This window comes from Gluconobacter japonicus, from assembly GCF_015244665.1.
GTDB lineage: Bacteria > Pseudomonadota > Alphaproteobacteria > Acetobacterales > Acetobacteraceae > Gluconobacter > Gluconobacter japonicus.
On the sequence record NZ_JABCQN010000003.1, the window covers coordinates 594,215 to 615,252 of the forward strand.

Here is a 21,038-nt window from a genome sequence, read left to right on the forward strand (position 1 = left end):
CGCGTGCATAATCGTGGGTTTATTATTACTTAGAAAATATTCTCTCAGTATGCGACGCTGACTTCACCCAGGAACATACGTCCTGCAGACGGGGTTGCTCGGTTTGAGAAAAGACTCTGGTAATTCAGTCTATTTGCTAGATTGTAGCCATTCATGGAAATTTTCCAATGCTGGTTAAATCGATGAGAAATCATGGCACTGAAATCCAGATTTGCCGGAGCGCGCAAGGTATTGGCTGCATTTAGCCAGACATGCTCACGCCATGTCAGTCCTCCACCCACTGTCAGGTTGTAAGGTTTGTGCGGGAAAGCACTATATGCTGACCAGAGTGTCGCCTGATTATGCGGCACATACTGAACATTCTTGCCGCGGTTCGCCTTGGTGGCAGAATACGTCGTACTACTGTCGTAAAGAGCATAGGTTGCAGAGATATTCCATCCTGGCAGAATGACACCTCCAACAGAAAGCTCCAGGCCCTGATTGCGCTGCCGATCAGAAGACCCCTGAATTTCACCGGTCACAGGGTCTGCATTCAGTGCATTCCCCTTGTCCAGCCGGAACAGCGATGCTGTCAGACCCAAACGGTCATGCAAAATACTGTACTTGGCACCGAGTTCGTAAAGCTGGGCTTTTTCCGGGCTCGCAAAGGAGTTGGTTCCTGGCCGGATCGGTACAGACCCATTGGTAACATACATGCCCATAGGGGTCGTCGAATTAGCCCATGTAAAGTAATACGTCTGATGCGCATCCGGCGTGATGACAAGACTTGCATTAGGGTTAAAAACGCCCGTGACATCATGAAAGTGTTGATCGGGATTTTTGGCGACGTTTCCGCCAGTCAGGTTGTAGCTCGTCTGCCAGCGGTCCCAACGGAAGCCCCCTTTCACAGAAAGCCACTTGGTAAACCAGACCTGATCGAAAAAGAACAGACCCGTATCAAACCCATATCCATTACTATGAGACTTCGCTCCCAAAGAACCCAGAGAGACCAGTCCTCCAGGGTTCAGGTCTCCCGGAACCAGTTCAAGATTACCCACATGCGGATTGGGGTTCACAAGGCTCGCATAGGGTTTTGGTTTCAGATAAGTCGATTGTGATCGAACATCATTAACACGCTCGATATCAAATCCTGTCACAATCTGATGCCGAAGAAAGCCAGTATGGAAGTCCGCAACCATCGAGCCGACATTCTGTACCGACCAACTCGTCTGTTCATATGGCAACGGCGCCATGTATGTTCCTGCTCCGGTGCCATTTCCCGCCCCGCTAGGACCAGAGCGCGCAACAAAGGCCCTTGATGCATCTCCATTGAAGTAATTATTCACGCAAGTCGTGTCACAGGTCGCTTTCGAGGCTGCAAACGAGCGGAAATATTCTCCTCCCCGCAAATCATCGTAAAACGTGATGTGTTTGTTCAGCTTAAAGCTGAAGCGTGCGGTTTCCATGTTGGCATTGGTGGCGTTCTGATCGTTATCAGTGCCGTACCAGTTCGTACGGCGGATGCCATATTCCGTAATGGGCTGGCCATATTTCGCTCCCGGTTTCGTAACGACGGGAACACCGAAATCAGGAACAGAATTTTCCTGCTGATGCATGTATTGAAGAACCAGCGTCGTTCTTTTTCCAATACCGAATGCAAGGGACGGAGCAACACCCCAGCGATGGGAGAAGATATAATCCCGCCCTACAACGTTATGTTCATCCCCCATCCCCGTAATCCGGAACGCTGTAGAATCATTGATTTTTTGATTCACATCCAGGGTGCCACGGTAATAGCTTCCTGAGCCTCCAGAAAAATCAGCATTATAATGATTTTGCAAGCCAGGCGTCTTGGTCACCATATTAATCGCGCCGCCTGTCGTCCCATTTCCGAAGACTTCGGAAGATGGCCCCTTGATGACAGACACACTTTCAAAGTTGAATGAATCACGCGAATAAACGCCGAAATCTCTCAGGCCATCTTCGTAAATATCATTCTGTGCCTGAAATCCACGGATCAGAAACTGATCCCCGTTCATTCCACCAGCACCTTCACCGATGGACGTAGTCACACCCGGCACATTCCTCAGAGCCTCATCAAGAGATTTGACATTCTGCTGCTGCATCAAAGCTTGCGGTACAACATTGATGTTCTGCGGCGTATGCATCACATCCTGCGGCATGCGGGAGAGCCCAAGAGCCTGATGCATGGTGTTAAAACCATGTCCCTGCACTGTCAGATGTTCGACATCTGACCCTTCAATATCCGCAGTCTCCTTTGAATGCCGCGTTGATGTGTCAGGTTTTCGATCTGGTTTTTGATCATGTGTCTCAGAAGCTGCAGCATAACCCTGCGAAGACATTAAAAGAGTACCAGCAATGGAAAGAGACGTGATGTGCGTACGCAATGAATTTGTCACCAAAAACCTCTTTTATGTGAGCTGATGTTTCACAACATGACACCCATATAGTTTTAGTGATAATCATTCGCAACAAAAATTTTTACAGCCAGAGCCGTACTGGATTTTCCTTGGCTTCAGCTACGCTTTCGGGATATGGCCCCTCACGCAGAGGTCTCCACAATCCCTTCATCTCTGATGATCCAAAACACACTTCAAATGAAGAAAATTGATTGACTACCATGCCAACGTAGTAGCGTTTGAAAAGGAATGTGATAGATTTACTCTCTCGTTTTTCAAACGCAGAAAGCTCTGACATTGACCATGAGATATATCCGGCTGCGTTTTTTCATCCCATATTTTTCTTTACTTGCAAGTGAAGGGTGTTCCTTTCAGGGAGCCCCCTCTTTTCCTGTAGCCGGCGCATACTTTCCAGGCTGGATGGTCTGTGGGCTTATTGGTGTGGCAGTCGCTGTGGGATTGCGAGTGGTATTTCTTCTAACCGGAATTGATGCCAACCTCAGCTTTCGGCTTTTTACTTATGTGGCTCTGGGCGTCATCACTGCGCTGACGGTGTGGACGCTGGTGTTTGGTCCCTGATGATGCAGCGCACTCGTATCTCTCATACAAAGCCAATTGGTATCATCATTGCAGTTCTCTGTGTGAGCGCGGCTCTTTTGTTTGGCATCCATGTCTCACACGAAGACAGCACTCACCCTTCCTCCGACAGCGCGAGCATTGATGCAGAAGTGGTCCATATCGCCTCTACAGTTGGCGGCCGGTTGAAGGACTTGCACGTTTCGGTCAATCAGCATGTCCATAAAGGCGAAGTCCTTTATCAGCTCGATCCGGAACCTTACGAACTGATCGTCCGACAGGCTCAGGCGAATCTGGATCTCGCCAATGCGGAAGTTGAAAACCAGACACGCCTACTCAGTATCAAGACATCGAACGCAGCTACAGCGGAAGATCAGGTCGTTCGTGCCAGAACCAACCGCGATCTGGCCGCACGTACAGTTGAGCGACTAAAACCACTTGCGGGACAATCTTATATTCCATGGCAGCAGTATGATCAGGCCCGTGTCGCATTGCATGACGCTGAAGTCTCACTTTCGCAGTCACAAAACCAATCAACTGCGGCAACAACGGCAATTGGAAATCTGAAAAGCTCTCTTGCTGCACGGGATGCTAGCCAGGCAGCTCTCGATCATGCCAGATACGAACTTCGCCAGACCGTCGTGAGTGCCCCAACCGATGGGTACGTTACCAGCCTACGCGTCAAAGAAGGCGAAGTTCTCGCGCCATCCCAGGTTCTTTTCACACTGATTTCCGATGATGAATGGTACGCGACTGCCAACATTCGCGAAATCAATCTTTCTTCCGTGCAGATTAACGACTGCGTGACCGTTTATTCCATGATTGATCGACATATTCCCCTCAGAGGACATATCGAGAGTATTGGCTGGGGTGTTCTGTCCGTAGACTCTGCTGGTATTGCCCGATCGTTACCTGTCGTCCCGCGTCAGATGGACTGGGTTCATGTCGCCCAGCGCTTCCCGGTCCGTATCAGGCTGGAAAAAACAAATCCACATCTTCTAAGGCTCGGCGCTACAGCGACTGTGGAGATCCGGCATGGCGCAGCCTGTCCCTGATACGGCGGCGAGCGCGCCCTCTCCCTTTCCCAACACACAGATAATGCCAGGACTGACCATGGCCCGGATCTGGCGACTAATCTGCGATCAATCGCCTGGACGCCTTGGATATGCCCTTCGTATGGCCGCAGCCTGCACGATGACCGTTCTGATTGGAGAAATCTGGCAGGTACCCGAACTGGCAGTTCCGGCTCTCGTAACAATGGCACTTTGGCAGAAAGACCGCGTCACCAATGCGGTAGCCGGGATCGCCGTCAATGCGATCATCCTCATCCTGCTTCTGGTCATCTACGGTCTGGTCCGGGTGACGCTTGATCATCCCATGGGACTGGTAATCGTTATTGCCCTGTTGTCATTCAGTTTCTTTTTCCTGGGGTCAGCCAGCAAACTCAAACCCGTAGCCTATATGCTGGGTCTGATTACAGTTTACGGATTGGTTGCGATCGATCAGGTTCCTGTAGGGGAAATCGTAACACGCGCGCTCCTTTATACAGATCTGTTTCTAGCTATTCCCGGGGCTGTCATGGTGGTACTTGGCCTTCTGATTTGCCCATCACCAAAAAAGATCCTGACAGACGACATCGCTGCCCGGCTCCGCATGGCCGTTTCTCTTCTTCAGAACCCTGACCTCCAGACCCGTGAACGGGCTACTGCTCTGCTTAGAGACGGCACGACGGAGATGATGAAGTCTGCCCGAATGGCTGCACTTGAAAAAATCTGGTCTGCCCATGATCTGACTTGCCTGAAACAGGCTGCCAGCAACAGTTTTACCATTCTGGCACTTGCCGATCATGCGAGCCGAACATCCCTGAGAGAAGAACCGTCCAGTCGTCTTGTAAAAACTCTTGAAAGCATGGCGGATATTTTTTCAGACGGCGATTATCCTACAGATATTCAAAGACCTGTCATAAAGCCCGAGCAACCCATTCTAGAAGCGATGGCCAATCTTCTGCCGAATTTTACAACCCCATCTGCCGCTTACAATGAAAAGCCCTCCAAGCCGAAAAAATCCGGCTTTTTTACAGAGGATGCTTTTAGCAACCCTGACCATGTCCGTTTCGCAGTGAAAGGGACCGCTGCGGTGATGCTAAGCTATCTGACCTTCAAAGTACTGGATTGGCCCGGTATCCATACCTGTATCATCACCTGCTTCATCGTAGCACTTCCTACGATGGGCGAAATGATTTCAAAGCTGACATTACGAATTACAGGCGCTCTGATGGGAGGTTCTTTGGGAATTATCTCCATCATCACGATCATGCCGCATCTGAATGACATCACTGGTTTTCTGATATTGGTTTTCGTCATTTCCCTGCTTGCCGCGTGGATCAAGACAGGGGACGAACGGATTGCCTATGCCGGTTTTCAGATCGGTCTGGCCTTTTATCTAACGGATTTGAAAGGCTATGGCCCAACCGCTGACATGGCCACCGCACGAGACCGCATTGTTGGTATCATGCTTGGGAATTTTATCACGTATATGATGTTCACCAGTTTCTGGCCTTCGAGTGCCTATGACCATCTCGGGTCCAGCCTTCGGAAGTTGGCAGAGTGCCTGAAAAAGCAAGGTAAGGCGCAAGCCATTCAGGAGAAAATCGAGGCTGCTATCCGCAGTCAGGCAGCATTGGCAGAAAGCGAGCGAACACTTGAGTATGCCATGTCCGAGCCGCTCCATATGCGCGCAGATCAGCCACGCCTTCGGGCTGCCAGAGAAGCTCTTGATGATACGGCAAACCTCACTGAAAAACTGCTCATCACTTCTGAGAAAACTGATCTTTCCGATCGCATCGCAAGACTGAAACAGATTATCTCATGATCTATTCACCCCAAATTTTCTCGCAGCTTGTCTCGTCTTCCAGACGGCCCTTTAGTCGCCTCTGGTTTTTATTGACGCCGTTGCTGTTGTCTGGCTGTGCTACGCAAGCTCTCGATACGGCTCCAGGCCGGCCTGATCGTCCTTGGCAGCCTAATGTCGCAGTGGGGGGAGAATTGGTACCCGGCAAACCAAGTCCGCACACCCTGACTGTTCCAGCGGGATATACCCTCCCTTCCAATGAGAAAATTCATGTTCGCCCATCTGCCTCCGAGCTGGGCTTCCAGACTGGACATGCCTATTCCCTGTCTGAACTGATCGATATTGCGCAGTCCTCCAATCCTGAAACACGGCGCGCCTGGAACCTTGCCCGTGATGCCGCCCTGACTGTCGGCATCACGAAGAGCACCTATCTTCCCCGCCTGACAGCAACTGTCGTCGGCGGCTACAATCATAGCCGTAATGATGGGGCCAACCCCTCCATCAGTAATGGAGGGGTTGCAGGAGACGCTATCAATTCAGGTTTGAACGGCCTGAACAGCGCCTTGGGAGGAATCCGCAATAATAGATCGGGAGCCGGTGAAATTCAGACCCTTGGTCTGGAATGGCTTTTGTTCGACTTCGGAAAACGTGAAGCGATCATCGCAGCCACAGAGCAATCACAGATTGCGACCAATATCCTCTTCACCGCAGCCCACCAGAAGATCATCTATAACGTTACGACCGCCTATTACACGCATGCTGCTGCACAAAACCGCGTTGCTCTGCTGCACAAAGCACAAGATAATGCTCGCTTCGTTGAAGCAGCCGCGACTGCCAGGTTACATCAGGGTCAAGGAACTATTGTCGATGTTACCCAGGCGCGCCAGGCAACAGCTCAAACTGAGCTCAGACTTGTTCAAGCAGAAGGCGACGAGCAGAATACTGCACTGGAGCTTCTGAATGCCATCGGGCTTTCGCCCAACACAAAACTTGAGACGCTGGATATTTCCAGGCGCCCTCTGGGTCTGAACGATATTCGATTAACGGATGCCCTCGTCCAGCAGGCTGTTTCACGTCGTCCGGATGTTTTGGCAGCATATGCTCATGCAAAAGCCGCCAAAAGCAGAGTTCAGGCCGCCAAAAGCGAGTTCCTTCCAAAAATCTTCATGACCGGGAACGTCGCCTATACCACAGGCCGACTTGCACTTTCCTCTGTACCAGGCGTTGGAAGCGAAGCACCTCCCACCCTCAATCTTTCGAGTAATGCATTCAGCAGCCTGATCCTGGGTGGAATTACCGTGCCCATTTTTGATGGTGGGACACGGATGGCCCTCCTCAAGCAGGCAGAAGACCAATCAGACAGTGCGGAAGCCACAGTACAACAAACAGTCGATAGTTCGGTGAAGCAGATCGTGGCTGCGGAAAATGCACTGCATACAAGCCTAAGTGCCTATGCTGCATCCGACAAGCTCGAGACAGCTGCAATGACGGGTTTCAAGGCATCCACAGCAGCGTATCAGAGTGGCGTAGGATCAATGACCCAAGTCAGCATCTCGCAAAATGCTTATCTGGATGCGATGCTCAGTCACTCGGATGCGTATTATGCAGCCTTGATCGCAGCGGCCAGCCTTGCTTTTGGGACCGGATCCTTGAGTCAAAATGAAGGACTGTAGACTGCGTCCGGTATCTGCCTAAACAAAGCGAGCCGCCCCAGACCTCGATGGAAATACATTATGTGATTTCAAAATTATTTCTTGATGACATTCTTTAGAGAATAAATTTCTTATTTTTCTTTAACGATACAGATATTATAAGATATATTAATCCAAGATAATAATAGTAATTAAGAAAACTAAAATAAGTTAAAAATAATTTTTTAAGAAATTTCTCAACTAGAGATAATTTTTATCAACAAATAATATAAATATATTATTTTATAATAACCATCTCGGAAACGTTACCAGTAACAAAACAAAAAAATCACCATCGCGTTATTCCAAACAAAAAATAGTCATTTCTGTTATTCGTGAAAATTTTGAATGAAGAGACACACGCATATCAAATTATGTCTTCAGGAGAAGGCCATTGGAAAAAATAGCTGATTCCGGCCCTGTTCAAATCTTTCTTTCGCGTAGAAAGCTTCTGGCTTTTTCCGGTGCCTGCCTCACAGTCGCAGCGATTGGAACACCCTCAAAAGGATCTACTCAGGACGTTGTGGCATCAAATCGCGATAGCATTTCGGATTTTATGCAGCTTTCCGCTTTTGCCACCGGTCACAAAAATCTGGATCTCAGTATCGGATCAGCACTTCTGTTGGCATTTGAAGCTCAGAAGCATGATTTTTCTACTCAAATAAAGGCTCTTCGCGAACATATTACTAAAAATAATTATCAGGATGTTGAAGCACTGGATGCAGCCATAAAAGATGATCCTCTGCATTCTACACTCCTTCAAATTATCCGAGGCTGGTATTCAGGCGTTGTTGAGAGTGGAACAAACGCTAAAGTTTACGCCTTCGAAAAAGCACTCATGTATCAGCCGTCCCGCGATGTCGTGGTCATTCCGACATATGCTCATAACGGACCCAATTATTGGGTCTCGGAACCCGCATCCGTCGATGTCATGCCGGCATTTTAAGGACTTTATTCCGTGATTATGCGATACTTTCGCCCTCTGTCCGCCACAGCCATGACAACCGTTCTGCTTCTCGCAGGGACGAACGTACGGTCGCAACCGACAGAACCAACACCCGCTTCAGCGCATCGCCCCTCCATCAGCCGCGGTCATTACCTGGCAATTGCCGCTGATTGTGCGGCCTGCCATACCAATGGGCGGGACGGTCAGTTTCTTGCTGGCGGCTATGCCATTTCTTCTCCTATGGGAAATATTTACTCAACCAATATTACTCCCTCGAAGACGCACGGTATCGGCAACTATACTCTGGAGCAGTTTTCTAAAGCACTTCGGCATGGTATCCGCGCCGATGGCGCTCAACTGTATCCCGCCATGCCTTATGACGCCTATAACCGCCTGACGGATGAAGACGTCAAGTCGCTCTACGCTTACATCATGACTGAAGTAAAACCTGTAGATGCACCTTCTCCCAAGACGCAACTCCCCTTCCCGTTTTCAATCCGTGCATCACTCGGTATTTGGAAAATTGCGGCAAGAATCGAAGGCAAACCCTATGTCTTTGATCATACGCACAATGACGACTGGAACCGTGGTCGGTATCTGGTCGATGAGCTCGCCCATTGCGGTGAATGTCATACACCCCGTAACTTTTTTCTGGCTCCTAATCAGTCCGCTTATCTTGCTGGTGCGGACATAGGATCATGGCGTGCGCCAAATATTACCAATGACCCTCAAAGCGGTATTGGCAGTTGGTCGGATCAGGATCTCTTCCAATATCTGAAGACTGGAAAAACCGCACATGCTCGTGCAGCAGGACCAATGGCAGAAGCAATCGAGCATAGCCTACAATATCTTCCGGATGCCGATATTTCTGCCATAATTACATATCTGCGTTCGGTTCCGGCAAAGGCAGAAAGCGGTCAAACAGTCGCTAATTTTGAGCATGCCGGCCGCCCATCCGGTTACAGTGTTGCTGACGCTAACTCCCGTCGCACCAACAGTACTCTGACAAAAACAACCGATGGTGCTGCTCTCTACGAGGCTGTGTGCGCCAGTTGCCACCAATCTGACGGTAAAGGGTCCAAAGACGGTTATTATCCGTCCCTCGTAGGAAATACGACGACCGGACAGCTCAATCCAAATGATCTGATCGCCAGTATTCTTTACGGTGTGGACCGCACAACGGATGACCACGAAATCCTGATGCCGGCTTTTGGTCCAGACTCTCTCGTACAGCCCCTGACAGATGAGCAGATCGCCACAATCGCGGACTACGTTTTAAGTCACTTTGGCAATGCCCAGGCCACGGTCTCGGCAGATGCGGTCAAACAGGTGCGGGCGGGCGGAAAGCAGGTCCCTCTCGCCAGGCTCGCCAGCCCGGGCGTGATGCTGCTTTTCGGAACTGGTGGCATCTTGGGAGCCATTCTGCTGGTAGGCGGCCTCTGGTGGCTGATCAGCCGTCGCAAAAAGCGTTCCGCTTAAATAAGATTCAAGGGTCAAAATCATGTCTAATGAAACGCTTTCGGCTGATGTCGTCATCATTGGAGCAGGCATTTGCGGTTCCCTGCTCGCACACAAACTTGTCCGCAACGGACTTTCTGTGCTGCTCCTGGATGCAGGTCCCCGCCGGGACCGCTCCCAAATCGTAGAAAACTGGCGGAACATGCCGCCTGACAACAAGTCCCAGTACGATTATGCAACACCTTACCCCAGCGTACCCTGGGCCCCGCATACCAACTACTTCCCAGACAATAACTACCTGATTGTCAAAGGCCCGGACCGGACGGCTTATAAACAGGGAATCATCAAAGGCGTCGGAGGTACAACCTGGCACTGGGCGGCTTCAAGCTGGCGGTACCTGCCCAACGATTTCAAGCTGCATTCCACATATGGCGTGGGCCGCGATTACGCCATGAGCTACGACGAACTTGAGCCTTACTATTACGAGGCCGAGTGCGAAATGGGCGTGATGGGACCAAACGGCGAAGAGATTACACCGTCTGCGCCTCGCCAAAATCCATGGCCGATGACCTCCATGCCTTACGGATATGGAGACCGGACTTTCACGGAGATCGTCAGCAAGCTCGGTTTCTCAAACACTCCTGTTCCGCAGGCACGGAACAGCCGTCCTTATGATGGCCGACCACAATGCTGTGGTAACAACAACTGCATGCCAATCTGCCCGATTGGCGCGATGTACAACGGCATATACGCGGCAATAAAAGCGGAAAAGCTGGGCGCAAAAATTATCCCCAATGCTGTCGTCTACGCGATGGAAACGGATGCAAAAAACCGCATTACAGCGATTAGCTTCTATGATCCCGACAAGCAGTCCCATCGCGTCGTTGCAAAAACATTCGTGATCGCCGCAAACGGGATCGAAACACCGAAACTGCTGCTTCTGGCGGCAAATGATCGAAACCCTCATGGGATTGCCAACTCATCAGACCTTGTTGGCCGGAACATGATGGACCATCCGGGCATTGGCATGAGCTTCCAGTCTGCGGAGCCCATCTGGGCTGGTGGAGGCTCAGTCCAGATGAGTTCCATCACCAACTTCCGTGATGGCGATTTCCGCTCGGAGTATGCTGCCACGCAGATCGGCTACAACAATACGGCCCAGAACTCCCGCGCAGGCATGAAAGCCCTGTCCATGGGGTTGGTTGGCAAGAAGCTGGATGAAGAAATCCGCCGTCGCACGGCGCATGGTGTGGACATTTATGCCAACCATGAAGTCCTCCCGGACCCCAACAACCGTCTTGTTCTCTCCAAAGACCATAAGGATGCGCTCGGTATTCCACATCCTGAAGTCACCTACGATGTTGGGGAGTATGTTCGGAAGTCAGCTGCCATCTCAAGACAGCGCCTGATGGATATCGCCAAAGCCATGGGCGGTACGGAAATCGAGATGACTCCGTACTTTACGCCCAACAACCACATCACCGGTGGCACTATCATGGGCCATGATCCACGGGATTCAGTGGTCGATGAATGGCTCCGGACCCATGATCATTCCAATCTGTTCCTTGCAACAGGCGCGACCATGGCAGCGTCCGGTACGGTCAATTCAACGTTAACAATGGCCGCACTGTCATTACGCGCGGCAGATGCCATTCTCAATGACCTGAAACAGGGGTAAGTCTTTTGAACACAGTGTTTCAACGCCACGCTATTGGCGCTTTTCTAAGTATTTTCATCGTATCAGCAAGTCTGACTGGTCTCGCATCAGCAAAGGATTTGACCGTGAATCTGGAAACATCCAATACTCTCATCGACCAAGCCAAGAAACTGGCGACTGCCAGTCATAACCGCGTCGCCATCGCTATTGTTGATGCCGGTGGAAATCTTGTCTCTTTTCAGAAAATGGATGGGACACAACTTGGAAGCATCGAACTGGCAATCCGTAAGGCCAAGACAGCCCTTTCCTTCGCCCGCCCGACTGCTGACATGGAACACGCCCTCAATAGTGGAAATTACATGATCAGTACGCTCCCCAATGCCCTGCCCGCGGGTGGAGGATACCCGATCATGGTGAACAATGAACTTGTGGGGGCTCTTGGCCTCAGCGGTGGCGAAGGCGAAACTGACGCTCATCTGGCTCAGTCCGCAGTCACTGCATTCCTGCAGACCTCAAAGGCAAAGACCACGGAATGAAAACCCGACGTCACATGCACAGGAAAAAACTGGCTGTTTTTTTCCTGTGTGCGGTTTTCGGGAGTGTTGGCTCCAGCCGTCATGCGTTCGCACAGAGCGAAACGTCTCAAAACCTCTCTACGCCTGACTCTTACAAGTCCCGCGCTTTCGCGATGGAAGGCGTCGACACATTCGCAGTGGGGCCGTTGGTCCCATCTCTGTACGGAAACCCTCATCTTTTCGGAGACTGGGGAGGCGCGCAGACATGGTTGACCAAGCATGGCATGTATCTGAACGTCGCCCTTAACGAAGAATATATGGCCAATGTTACAGGTGGCCGGACACGGGATAATGTTCTTGCAGGTCAGGTCGCAGCAGAGCTGGACGTAGACTGGCAACAGCTTGCGGGGATCAAGGGTCTTTGGACTCATCTTCTCGTGATTAACGGTCATGGGCGAAGCTTCAGCCATACGCTTGGGGATTCAGTCACCAATCCGGAACAAATCTATGGCGCCCGCGGCAATGTCGTTGCGCATCTTGTTTCCATGTATGCAGATAAATCGTTCCTGAATGACCGTATCATCCTGTCATTGGGTGATATTCCAACGGGCAGTTTTTTTGCTTTCGATTATGTTGCCTGCTCTTTCATGAACGTCTCTGTTTGCAGTAACTTCGCGCCCGGGAAATATGTTCCAGGCGGTCGTGACTGGCCCTCAGGCAATCTTGGCGGTGTACTGCGTCTCCGACCGACCGAAGAAACTTACATTATGGGCGGTGTTTTCGCGGTTTCTCCGCATAGTTACAATGGCGGGATATCCGGCTGGGCTTTGGCACAGAGTGGTCTGGGAAAAGTCTCTTCACAGATTGAAATCGGCTGGATGCCATCTTTTGGCAAAAACAAGCTCCGAGGAAATTACAAGATCGGTGCCTGGTACGACAACTCCCGTTATCCCAACCTCTATGAGGACATCAACGGAAATTCTTTTCAGGCTACAGGGCTGGAGCGCCGCTATGAAGCTGGAATGACATCTGCCTGGTTTATGTTCGACCAGATGCTGGTTCGCAACGGACCGGGCATCACGGACGGTCTCATTCTGCTTGGAGGTGTGGGATATTCGCAAGGCAATCTCGTCGCCATGCGGGATCATGAATGGATCGGCGCGGTCGAGAGTGGAACGCCCTGGCACCGCAGTGGCGATCAGGCAGGTATCATGTTTCAACACATGGACATGAGCCGCACCGTTTCCCTCCAGCAGGAATCCTCACTGGCTCTTGGGCTTCCTTTTCTGGCCAATCAGTGGGGCCCTGTCTATGGGGTACAGAATTGGGAAAATATCTACGAGGCATTTTACAGCACCCATATCATGCGTGGTACAACCTTACAGGCCGACTTTCAGTATCTTCAACGCCCGGGAGCCACAACGACATTCAAAGATGCAGCGATTATTGGCGGGCAGTTAACATCAAACTTCTAAAATATTTTTATTTCTAAAATCTACTTTCGCAATGGGAGCCATGAAATCTTGTTCCATGGCTCCCAAACGCTTGTCGATCTTACACTTGCTCCTTCAGGGTAAAGCGTAAGCCATGACATAGTCTCCGCGATTTTTATTGGTTCCTGTCCGGGTAGCTCCCCCGACAACAACCACAACATACTGCTTACCGTCTTTTCCAAGATAGGACATGGGAGCCCCCTGCCCGCCAACCGGAAGACGTGCACGCCACAGTTCCTTACCCGTATCGTTATCCAGAGCGCGCACATAGTAGTCCAGAGTTCCGTGAAAGAACGTCAGGCCACTCTTCGTCACCATTGGGCCACCCATGGTTGGCATCCCCAGCGGGATATGCACCCCCGGAACGATACCATGCACTGGAGCATCCTGGATGCTTCCCATCGGGACCTGCCACTTGGTCTTTCCTGTTGCCAGATCAATGGCTGTCATAGTTCCAAATGGCGGCTTGAAGCATGGCACTCCAAGTGGCGAGACAAACATCGAACGTTCAACACCCCATGGGGTACCAATCTGTTCAGAATACTCCCCCTCAGCACTTGGCTTCAGGCCAATACGCTTCGCCTCATCCTGCTTGATGAAACGCCCCCACTGCGCCATGCGGATATCATTGACAATCAATGTTCCCGTAGAGGCATCGATGGCACCCCCACCCCAATTGGAGCCGCCGTAATAGCTTGGGTAAATCAAAGTTTTCTGCTTGTCAGAAAGGGATGTGAATTCGCCCTTCCAACGCATCTGTTTGAACTGAATCCGGCAATACAGCTGGTCAAGGATGGTCCCACCCCACATATCGGATTCCTTGAACGGCGTAGTGCCAATAGAAATTGCCGAGAAAGGTTGCGTAGCGGCAGCACGCATACCGGGCATAACATCCGTTGGCACCTTACGGTATTCAACGGGAACAACCGGCTTGCCATCGCGACGATCCAACACGAATACTTCTCCACGCTTGGTTAACTGAATAATAACCGGCGTCGTGGTACCGCCCTTACCTGGAAGATCATAAAGGATCGGCTGTGATGTCACATCATAGTCGAACTGATCATTGTTTGCCGTCCGGAAATGCCAGTGCTCCTTGCCTGTCCTGATCTCAACCGCCACAATCGCATCCGTGTATTCATCTGAATACGAAGAACGATCACCATTCCAGAAATCAGGCGTCTGATTGCCCGTCGGGAAATAAGCCAGCCCCAGTTTGGGGTCATAAGCCGCAGTTCCCCAGAAGTTCGGCGTTTGTGGAGCATATTTCTCACCAGGAGGAAGCGGACTGCTATCCTTGGCGCCACGCGAAGCATCCCAGGCCCACAGGAGCTTGCCGGTTCGAACATCGAACCCCCGAACCACGCCCGAAGGTTCACCAACAGACAGATTATCGTTGATCTTGCCCCCCACCATGATGACACCATCAGCCACCAAAGGAGCGGAAGTCAGATAATAAGATCCATTTTCCGGTGCATCCGTCAGCCCCTCAAGAAGATTGACGAAACCATGCTCACCAAAGTCTTCGCAGGGCTTGCCAGTCTCGGCATCCACTTCAAACAAACGACCATCATTCGTTGTGGACACAATACGCTTACGACATGCTGGTGAAGAAGCCACTGAGTCCTGCTTCTCCACTTGGTCCATCCCGGCCTGATCTGTAACAGGCTGAAGCGCTTGAGGAAGTAATGTTGAGGTATCGGCATACCCAACACCACGACAACGTTTCCACCCTCTATTGCTATCGGTAACCTTCATCTTGGGATCGAAGCGCCAACGCTCTTGGCCTGTTACGGGATCCAGTGCAATCACCTTGTTCAAAGGTGTGCAGAGATACATCGTGTCATCGACCTTCAGCGGAGTAACCTGATATTCTGAGCCATCAATGGCCAGATCCCCGGTGCGATAGGTCCAGGCCAGCTTCAGATCCTTGACGTTGGATTTGTTGATCTGATCGAACTGGACGAAGCGGTTACCGGCCGCGTTCCGGCCCCAGGCTGGCCAGTCGCTTCCACTGTCATGCCCTGCCTGTGGCTGCGTTACAGGGGCCGGACCAGCAGCATCCGCCACCACAGTTGGATGCGGAAAAAACATTCCGACGATAAACCCAACCAAAGACCCGAGCAGAACAACCCCAAGACTGTTAGCCGCAACACGCGGAAGTGCAGGCCGACCGTCTTTCTGTATCAATCGACGGACAAAAGCCGTAACAATCAATGCGATGACAATAAATGCCAAAAGCCGGGGAACAAGCTGCCAGAAGTCAAACCCGACTTCCCAAAGCGCCCAAAGCACACTGACCAGGAGCAGTCCCAGCGCAGTATAAAGAGCAAAAGCAGCACGTTTCAGAAGACCAAAACTAATGACAATAACGGCAATGCCCGACAGAAGATAAAATGTGGACCCGCCAAGGGAGAGCAACCAGACACCCCCGAAAACCAGCGTTAATCCCAGAACCAACCCTAAAAGCTCAACAACCCAGAAGGCTGTTTTTTCCAAAATGTGCATCAGGAATACTCCCAATTTTTTATGCACGGCACAAACGATAAGTAGTTATCAGGGGTGTTATTGGAATAATCACCACGGAATGCGTTTGGATTTCACGAAATCAAACGCAAAGGGTGCAATATTATTTTCCGCCAAGTTCTCCAGTTAAGAACTGCGCCCTCCCCAGCCCGAACGACCAGTGGGCATCTTCGTTTTCAACTACGGAAACCATAACATCGGAGGACGGAATACCACATTCCCGCTCCAGATATTCTGTAAGTAATTTATAAAACCGAGCCGTCTTTTCTTCGCCTCGAGGGCGACTGAACATCTGAACGACCACAACTTTTTCAGTACGCGGAATACCAAGACCCGTATCTTCCACAACCATGCGGGATGTCTTGTATTCTGAAACAAGCTGATAACGATCTCCACGCGGAACCTTGAAGGCTTCCAGCATGGCTTCATGAGCAGCATCTAGAAGCGTTTTGATCTCCGCATCCGTGCGGCCTTCGAGCATATGAAAATGAAGAAGTGGCATGATCTTTTCTCCAGATTTGATTGAAATGGTTCAGGAAATCGTCTGCCATTGCCGTTCCCGATGGGAACGAACAGCCGTATCTATGATTTTCTGAATTTCCCATGCCTCCCGGAAATCCGAAGTGCTGGGTTCGCCACGATCAATGGCACGCATGAACTCTGCCATTTCGATCGTCTTGATATCGTTGAAGCCAAGATGATGGCCCTGCGCAACGCAGAACGCACCATATGGGGGATGCTGTGGACCCGTTTCGATCAATCGGAACCCGTTTGATCGACTATCATCACCCGCTTTGTAGTAAAGCAGTTCATTCATGCGTTCCTGCGTGAACGACAATGCACCCTTGCTGCCGGAAATTTCAAATTCCAACTGCATCTTACGCCCCGTCGCTAGCCAGTTGGCCTGGATGTTTCCCGAACATCCACGTTCAAACGTAACAATCATCCGCGCCACGTCATCGACGTTGATATCCTTGAGTTCCTTAGCTCCCGCATAGGCAGGACGCTGCTTCACCACCGTATCAAGCTGAGCAAAAATCGACGTCACCGGCCCTAGCAGGAAACGGGCGATGGAAATGATATGACTTCCGACGTCCGCAAGAGCGCCTGTTCCTCCCGCCGGATCACAACGCCAGCTATAGGGAGACAGGGGATCCGACATGAAATCTTCTGCGTGAATCCCATTAAAGGCGTAAATTTCGCCGAGCTCTCCTGATGCAATGAAATCGCGAGCGTATTTCAGAAGCGGATTTTTCAGATAATTGAAGCCACTTTGCGTTCTGACCCCCGCCTTTTCAGCAGTCTGAACAATTTCCCAAGCGTCAGACGCAGTAGGAGACAATGGCTTCTCGCAATGAACGTGCTTACCCGCAGAAATCGCAGCAAGTGCCATTTCACGATGCAGCAGCGTTGGCGTCGTAATGGAGATGATGTCGATCTCCGGATCATTGACCAGTTCCCGCCAATCCTGCGTATAAGATGCAAAACCGAACTGACGCTGGAATAGACGCGCACGCTCCCCGTCAATATCTGCAATCCTGTGAAGAACAGGCCGCGAAATATCTTCAAAAACATTCCCAGCTGCCTGATACGCCAAAGCGTGGGCTTTTCCCATGAAGCCCGTGCCAATCAGGCCAATTTTAAGTGTATTCATTGATATTACTCCTGACCTGACACGACTGGAACAACCGGAGCACGGACAGGTGTAATCACGGGTGCTCCACCTGGGCGGCGGCTCAGCATGACAGCCTCGATCTTTTCAAGAGAAACACCTTTGGTTTCCGGCACAAATTTTAGAACAAACCACATGCATACAAGGCACAAACCAGCAAAGAGCCACATGGAGAATGCACCATGGAAATGCTCGTTCAGAAACTTGTTCTCGCTCAGCATTGGAAAAGTCTGGCTGACGACGAAATTCATGGTCCATTGACAGGACACAGCAATACTCATCCCAACCGAACGAATGGCATTCGGGAAGATTTCAGCCACCAGAACCCAAGTCACCGGCCCCCAGGACATGCCGAAGGCAAACATGAAGACCAGCATACCTGCGAGAGCCAGCAAACCTGTGGTCTGTGTATAAAGCGCCCAGGAAACAGTCAGAAGACCAAGGCACATCACAACAGATCCAACACGGATCAGAGGCAAACGTCCTTTCCGATCAATAATCCAGGCTCCCAGCATCGCCCCGCATACAGAGACGACACCAATCCAGATCGTCTGAAACAGAGCAGCCTGAATACCACCGCTTGTGGTTTTCAGAACCATGGGAGCGTAATACATGATGACATTGACGCCGGTGAGTTGCTGAAGCAGCGCAACCATGGCACCTACGAAAATGATCCATTTCGCACCATCACGCTTCAGAACTGAAACACTTGCGCGCGCATCCATTTCAATGTTGGCTACAGACTCACGAATCTCACCCAGCAGCGAATGCGCATGGTTTTCATTGGAAATTCGTTTAAGCGTCTTGAGGGCTTCTGCATCCCGACCGCGAAGCACATGCCACCGTGGTGATTCCGGGATTAAAAAGATCGTGGCACAGAAAATGACGCAAGGAACGATTTCCGAGGCGATCATCCAGCGCCACCCGATGTCTCTCAACCATTCGGTGGAAGCACTTCTGGCAATCAGATAGTTCACCACGAACACAATGACCTGCCCGAACACAATAGCGAACTGCTCCATTGTCAGAGCCCGTCCACGCATGTCTTTTGGTGAGACTTCAGACATGTACATCGGCGATACCGCAGACGCGACACCCACTGCCACACCACCGATCATGCGGTAAATCACGAACCACAGAAAGCTGTGCACGAGCGCAGCCCCAACAGCAGAAATCGTGAACAGGATGGCACAAATAAACAGCGTGACACGCCGCCCCAGTCTGTGCGCCATCCAGCCGGACAAGGCAGCACCGATAATGCAGCCGACCACCACATTCGAAACTGCCCATCCCGTCTCCGCCGGAGAGAGCTGGAAATAGTCGCGAAGGGAGTCAATTGCGCCCGAAATGACGGACGTATCATATCCAAAGAGGATACCCCCAAGCGCTGCGACGGCGCAGATACGAAGAACATATTTTACGTCATGCCGCTCGGACTGAACAAACACGACATCCTTGATACTCGCCATGATTTCTACTCCATCACGAAGAAGCATTTCTCTCTTGGTGACTGGTTGGCCTTGTCGTTTCCTGTTGAAGAACTCTGCCGTGCAGAATTTTCTTTAGCGCTCAATATGGGAGGTGCGCCTGATCAGGATCCATGGAAAATTTCCATGCCCGACGTGGACCTGCCATTACGTTAAGATAATAAAGATCAAACCCATGTGGCGCGCCGACCGGATGGTATCCTTTCGGAACCATAACGGTATCCCGATCAGAAACAGCCATGGTCTCATCCAGGGACCCGTCCTTGGTGTAGACGCGTTGCACTGCAAAACCACTGCCCCGTTTCAGGCGATGGTAATAGGTTTCCTCAAGATAGGTCTCATTGGGAAAATCATCAGTATCATGCTTGTGTGGCGGATAGCTGGACCAGTGCCCACCTGGCGTAATAACCTCCACAACAAGGAGTGTTTCCGCCGGCGCTGTATCAGGCAGGATATTGCGGATCAGACGCTCATTTGTCCCTGTTCCCCTCGTGATCTCACCAGCTTCCTCAGGAGCAATAAACCGTGCCGGATATTTTCCGGACGCAGGCGAACGGCAGACTGCCAGTTCCACATCCGTTTCCGCTTCAGCACGCCATACCGTCCCCGGAGGAAGATAAACCGACCACGGCAACCCCTCGAACGGACTCATCCGTTCCCCCAGAAGACCGAAATTCTGCTCCGCCCCTTCGATACGGGCACGACCACTCACCAGAACGAGACAAACTTCTGTCCGATCCGTAGATTCCGAGACGGTTTCACCAGCCTTGAGTGACATCACTTCAAAGCCGATATACCCCCACCCCGCCTTTTCTGGCGTCAGATTGATAATCCGGCGATTGTCATCGCGCGGGTGAGCATGAATCAGGAGGCGCGAAGACATGACAGATGCCCCGTCTGTGAGAGGGTATTGACCAGATGGTTCCGCCCCATCCGCACATAAGTCAGCGGACTGACGTCTTTCGAATATTGTTCCGCCTCAATGACCACCCAGCCGGAATAATCGGGGATCTCCGCAAACACCTTGGCATAGTCGATGCAGCCATCGCCCGGAACAGTGAAGACATCCCCTACAATTGCCTGCAGAAAACTCCAGTCTTCCGCATCCGCTTTGGCCCGGTTGATGGCGCGCAGATCCTTCACATGCACATGACCGATACGATCACGATAGACCTTAGCCAAATCTGCCAGATCTGAGCCGCCCCACAGGGCATGACCCGTATCAAGCAGCAGCTTTACGGAAGGCCCGGTCAGCGACATGAGGGTATCAATATCCTGACGGGACTGCACTACTGTGCCCATGTGATGATGGTACACAAAATCCAGCCCTTCGGCGGTCACTGCATCAGCCATCAAAGTCATGCGCCGGGCAAATTCCGGCCACTCTCTGTCTGACAGAACCGGACGCCGGGAAAGTGGAATACTGACATCCGAATGAATGGCGTTTGAGGTTTCCGCGGCAATAAAGACTGTTGCCCCCAGTGCCTTCAAAAGCTGGAGATGCGACTGCATCCGTTCAATCTCCTCTTCCGCACTACGAATGAGAAGGTCCGTGGAATACCAGCCAGAAACCAGTTCCAGACCATAAGGCGAAAGAGCAGCTTTCAGATTAGAACCAACTCTGGGAAATTTGTTTCCCAGCTCCATCCCTTCGATCCCGGCCTCCCGTGCTTCGGAAAGACAGGTTTCCAGAGAAATATCCCCCCCCAGCGACGGCATATCGTCGTTGCTCCAGATGATAGGATTGGCACCAATTTTAATAGGCATT

At 51.2% G+C, this 21,038-nt stretch carries 16 protein-coding genes; 9 read left to right on the plus strand and 7 right to left on the minus strand.

The annotated features are described in order from the left end of the window. Positions 1-44: 44 nt before the first annotated feature. Complete coding sequence (locus HKD32_RS09135; protein WP_194257880.1) at positions 45-2,399, minus strand: TonB-dependent receptor; 2,355 nt, start codon at positions 2,397-2,399, stop codon at positions 45-47. Positions 2,400-2,819: 420 nt separating this feature from the next. On the opposite strand from HKD32_RS09135, the gene HKD32_RS15385 reads away from it, so the two are divergent. The 9 genes from HKD32_RS15385 to HKD32_RS09180 all read left to right on the plus strand — a co-directional run bounded on the left by HKD32_RS15385 (position 2,820) and on the right by HKD32_RS09180 (position 13,567). Then, positions 2,820-2,978 carry a hypothetical protein gene (locus HKD32_RS15385; RefSeq protein ID WP_235678154.1) on the plus strand — a complete coding sequence of 53 codons (159 nt, stop codon included), beginning with the start codon at positions 2,820-2,822 and terminating at the stop codon, positions 2,976-2,978. A 2-nt stretch (positions 2,979-2,980) separates the two neighbouring features. Continuing rightward, positions 2,981-4,030 (plus strand): multidrug transporter subunit MdtN, encoded by a 1,050-nt coding sequence (gene mdtN / locus HKD32_RS09145; protein WP_194257911.1) that lies wholly within the window; start codon positions 2,981-2,983, stop codon positions 4,028-4,030. Beyond that, on the plus strand, positions 4,011-5,846 hold the full coding sequence (locus HKD32_RS09150) for an FUSC family protein (RefSeq protein ID WP_194257881.1): 1,836 nt from the start codon (positions 4,011-4,013) through the stop codon (positions 5,844-5,846). The genes mdtN and HKD32_RS09150 overlap by 20 nt, the downstream gene beginning before the upstream one ends. Beyond that, entirely contained in the window at positions 5,843-7,498 is a 1,656-nt protein-coding gene (locus HKD32_RS09155; RefSeq protein WP_228118885.1) for a TolC family protein, read from the plus strand. The genes HKD32_RS09150 and HKD32_RS09155 overlap by 4 nt, the downstream gene beginning before the upstream one ends. Before the next feature lie 412 nt (positions 7,499-7,910). Further along, the gene (locus HKD32_RS09160; protein WP_194257882.1) at positions 7,911-8,462 is read left to right on the plus strand and encodes a sorbitol dehydrogenase family protein; all 552 of its coding nucleotides are present in this window, start codon (positions 7,911-7,913) and stop codon (positions 8,460-8,462) included. A gap of 18 nt (positions 8,463-8,480) precedes the next feature. After that, the gene (locus HKD32_RS09165; RefSeq protein WP_194257913.1) at positions 8,481-9,941 is read left to right on the plus strand and encodes a cytochrome c; all 1,461 of its coding nucleotides are present in this window, start codon (positions 8,481-8,483) and stop codon (positions 9,939-9,941) included. Between the two features lie 22 nt (positions 9,942-9,963). Beyond that, on the plus strand, positions 9,964-11,598 hold the full coding sequence (locus HKD32_RS09170; protein WP_194257883.1) for a GMC family oxidoreductase: 1,635 nt from the start codon (positions 9,964-9,966) through the stop codon (positions 11,596-11,598). Positions 11,599-11,702: 104 nt separating this feature from the next. Next, a complete protein-coding gene (locus tag HKD32_RS09175) occupies positions 11,703-12,113 on the plus strand; it encodes a GlcG/HbpS family heme-binding protein (RefSeq protein ID WP_034881338.1) in 411 nt (136 codons plus the stop codon). After that, entirely contained in the window at positions 12,110-13,567 is a 1,458-nt protein-coding gene (locus HKD32_RS09180) for a carbohydrate porin (RefSeq protein ID WP_194257884.1), read from the plus strand. The genes HKD32_RS09175 and HKD32_RS09180 overlap by 4 nt, the downstream gene beginning before the upstream one ends. Positions 13,568-13,660: 93 nt before the next feature. Here HKD32_RS09180 and HKD32_RS09185 read toward each other — a convergent pair whose 3' ends face one another. The 6 genes from HKD32_RS09185 to iolE form a co-directional block, all read right to left on the minus strand. Continuing rightward, on the minus strand, positions 13,661-16,093 hold the full coding sequence (locus HKD32_RS09185) for a membrane-bound PQQ-dependent dehydrogenase, glucose/quinate/shikimate family (RefSeq protein WP_061929979.1): 2,433 nt from the start codon (positions 16,091-16,093) through the stop codon (positions 13,661-13,663). 121 nt (positions 16,094-16,214) lie between these two features. Continuing rightward, positions 16,215-16,613 (minus strand): tautomerase family protein, encoded by a 399-nt coding sequence (locus HKD32_RS09190; protein WP_061929976.1) that lies wholly within the window; start codon positions 16,611-16,613, stop codon positions 16,215-16,217. A 30-nt stretch (positions 16,614-16,643) separates the two neighbouring features. Continuing rightward, positions 16,644-17,765 carry a Gfo/Idh/MocA family protein gene (locus HKD32_RS09195; RefSeq protein ID WP_194257885.1) on the minus strand — a complete coding sequence of 374 codons (1,122 nt, stop codon included), beginning with the start codon at positions 17,763-17,765 and terminating at the stop codon, positions 16,644-16,646. Positions 17,766-17,770: 5 nt separating this feature from the next. After that, a complete protein-coding gene (locus tag HKD32_RS09200) occupies positions 17,771-19,252 on the minus strand; it encodes a sugar porter family MFS transporter (RefSeq protein ID WP_061930163.1) in 1,482 nt (493 codons plus the stop codon). 100 nt (positions 19,253-19,352) lie between these two features. Beyond that, positions 19,353-20,153, minus strand: a complete 801-nt coding sequence (iolB, locus tag HKD32_RS09205) for a 5-deoxy-glucuronate isomerase (RefSeq protein ID WP_061929970.1) — start codon at positions 20,151-20,153, stop codon at positions 19,353-19,355. Beyond that, positions 20,135-21,037, minus strand: a complete 903-nt coding sequence (gene iolE / locus HKD32_RS09210) for a myo-inosose-2 dehydratase (protein ID WP_194257886.1) — start codon at positions 21,035-21,037, stop codon at positions 20,135-20,137. Before iolE ends, iolB begins: the two co-directional genes overlap by 19 nt. Position 21,038 lies beyond the last annotated feature (1 nt).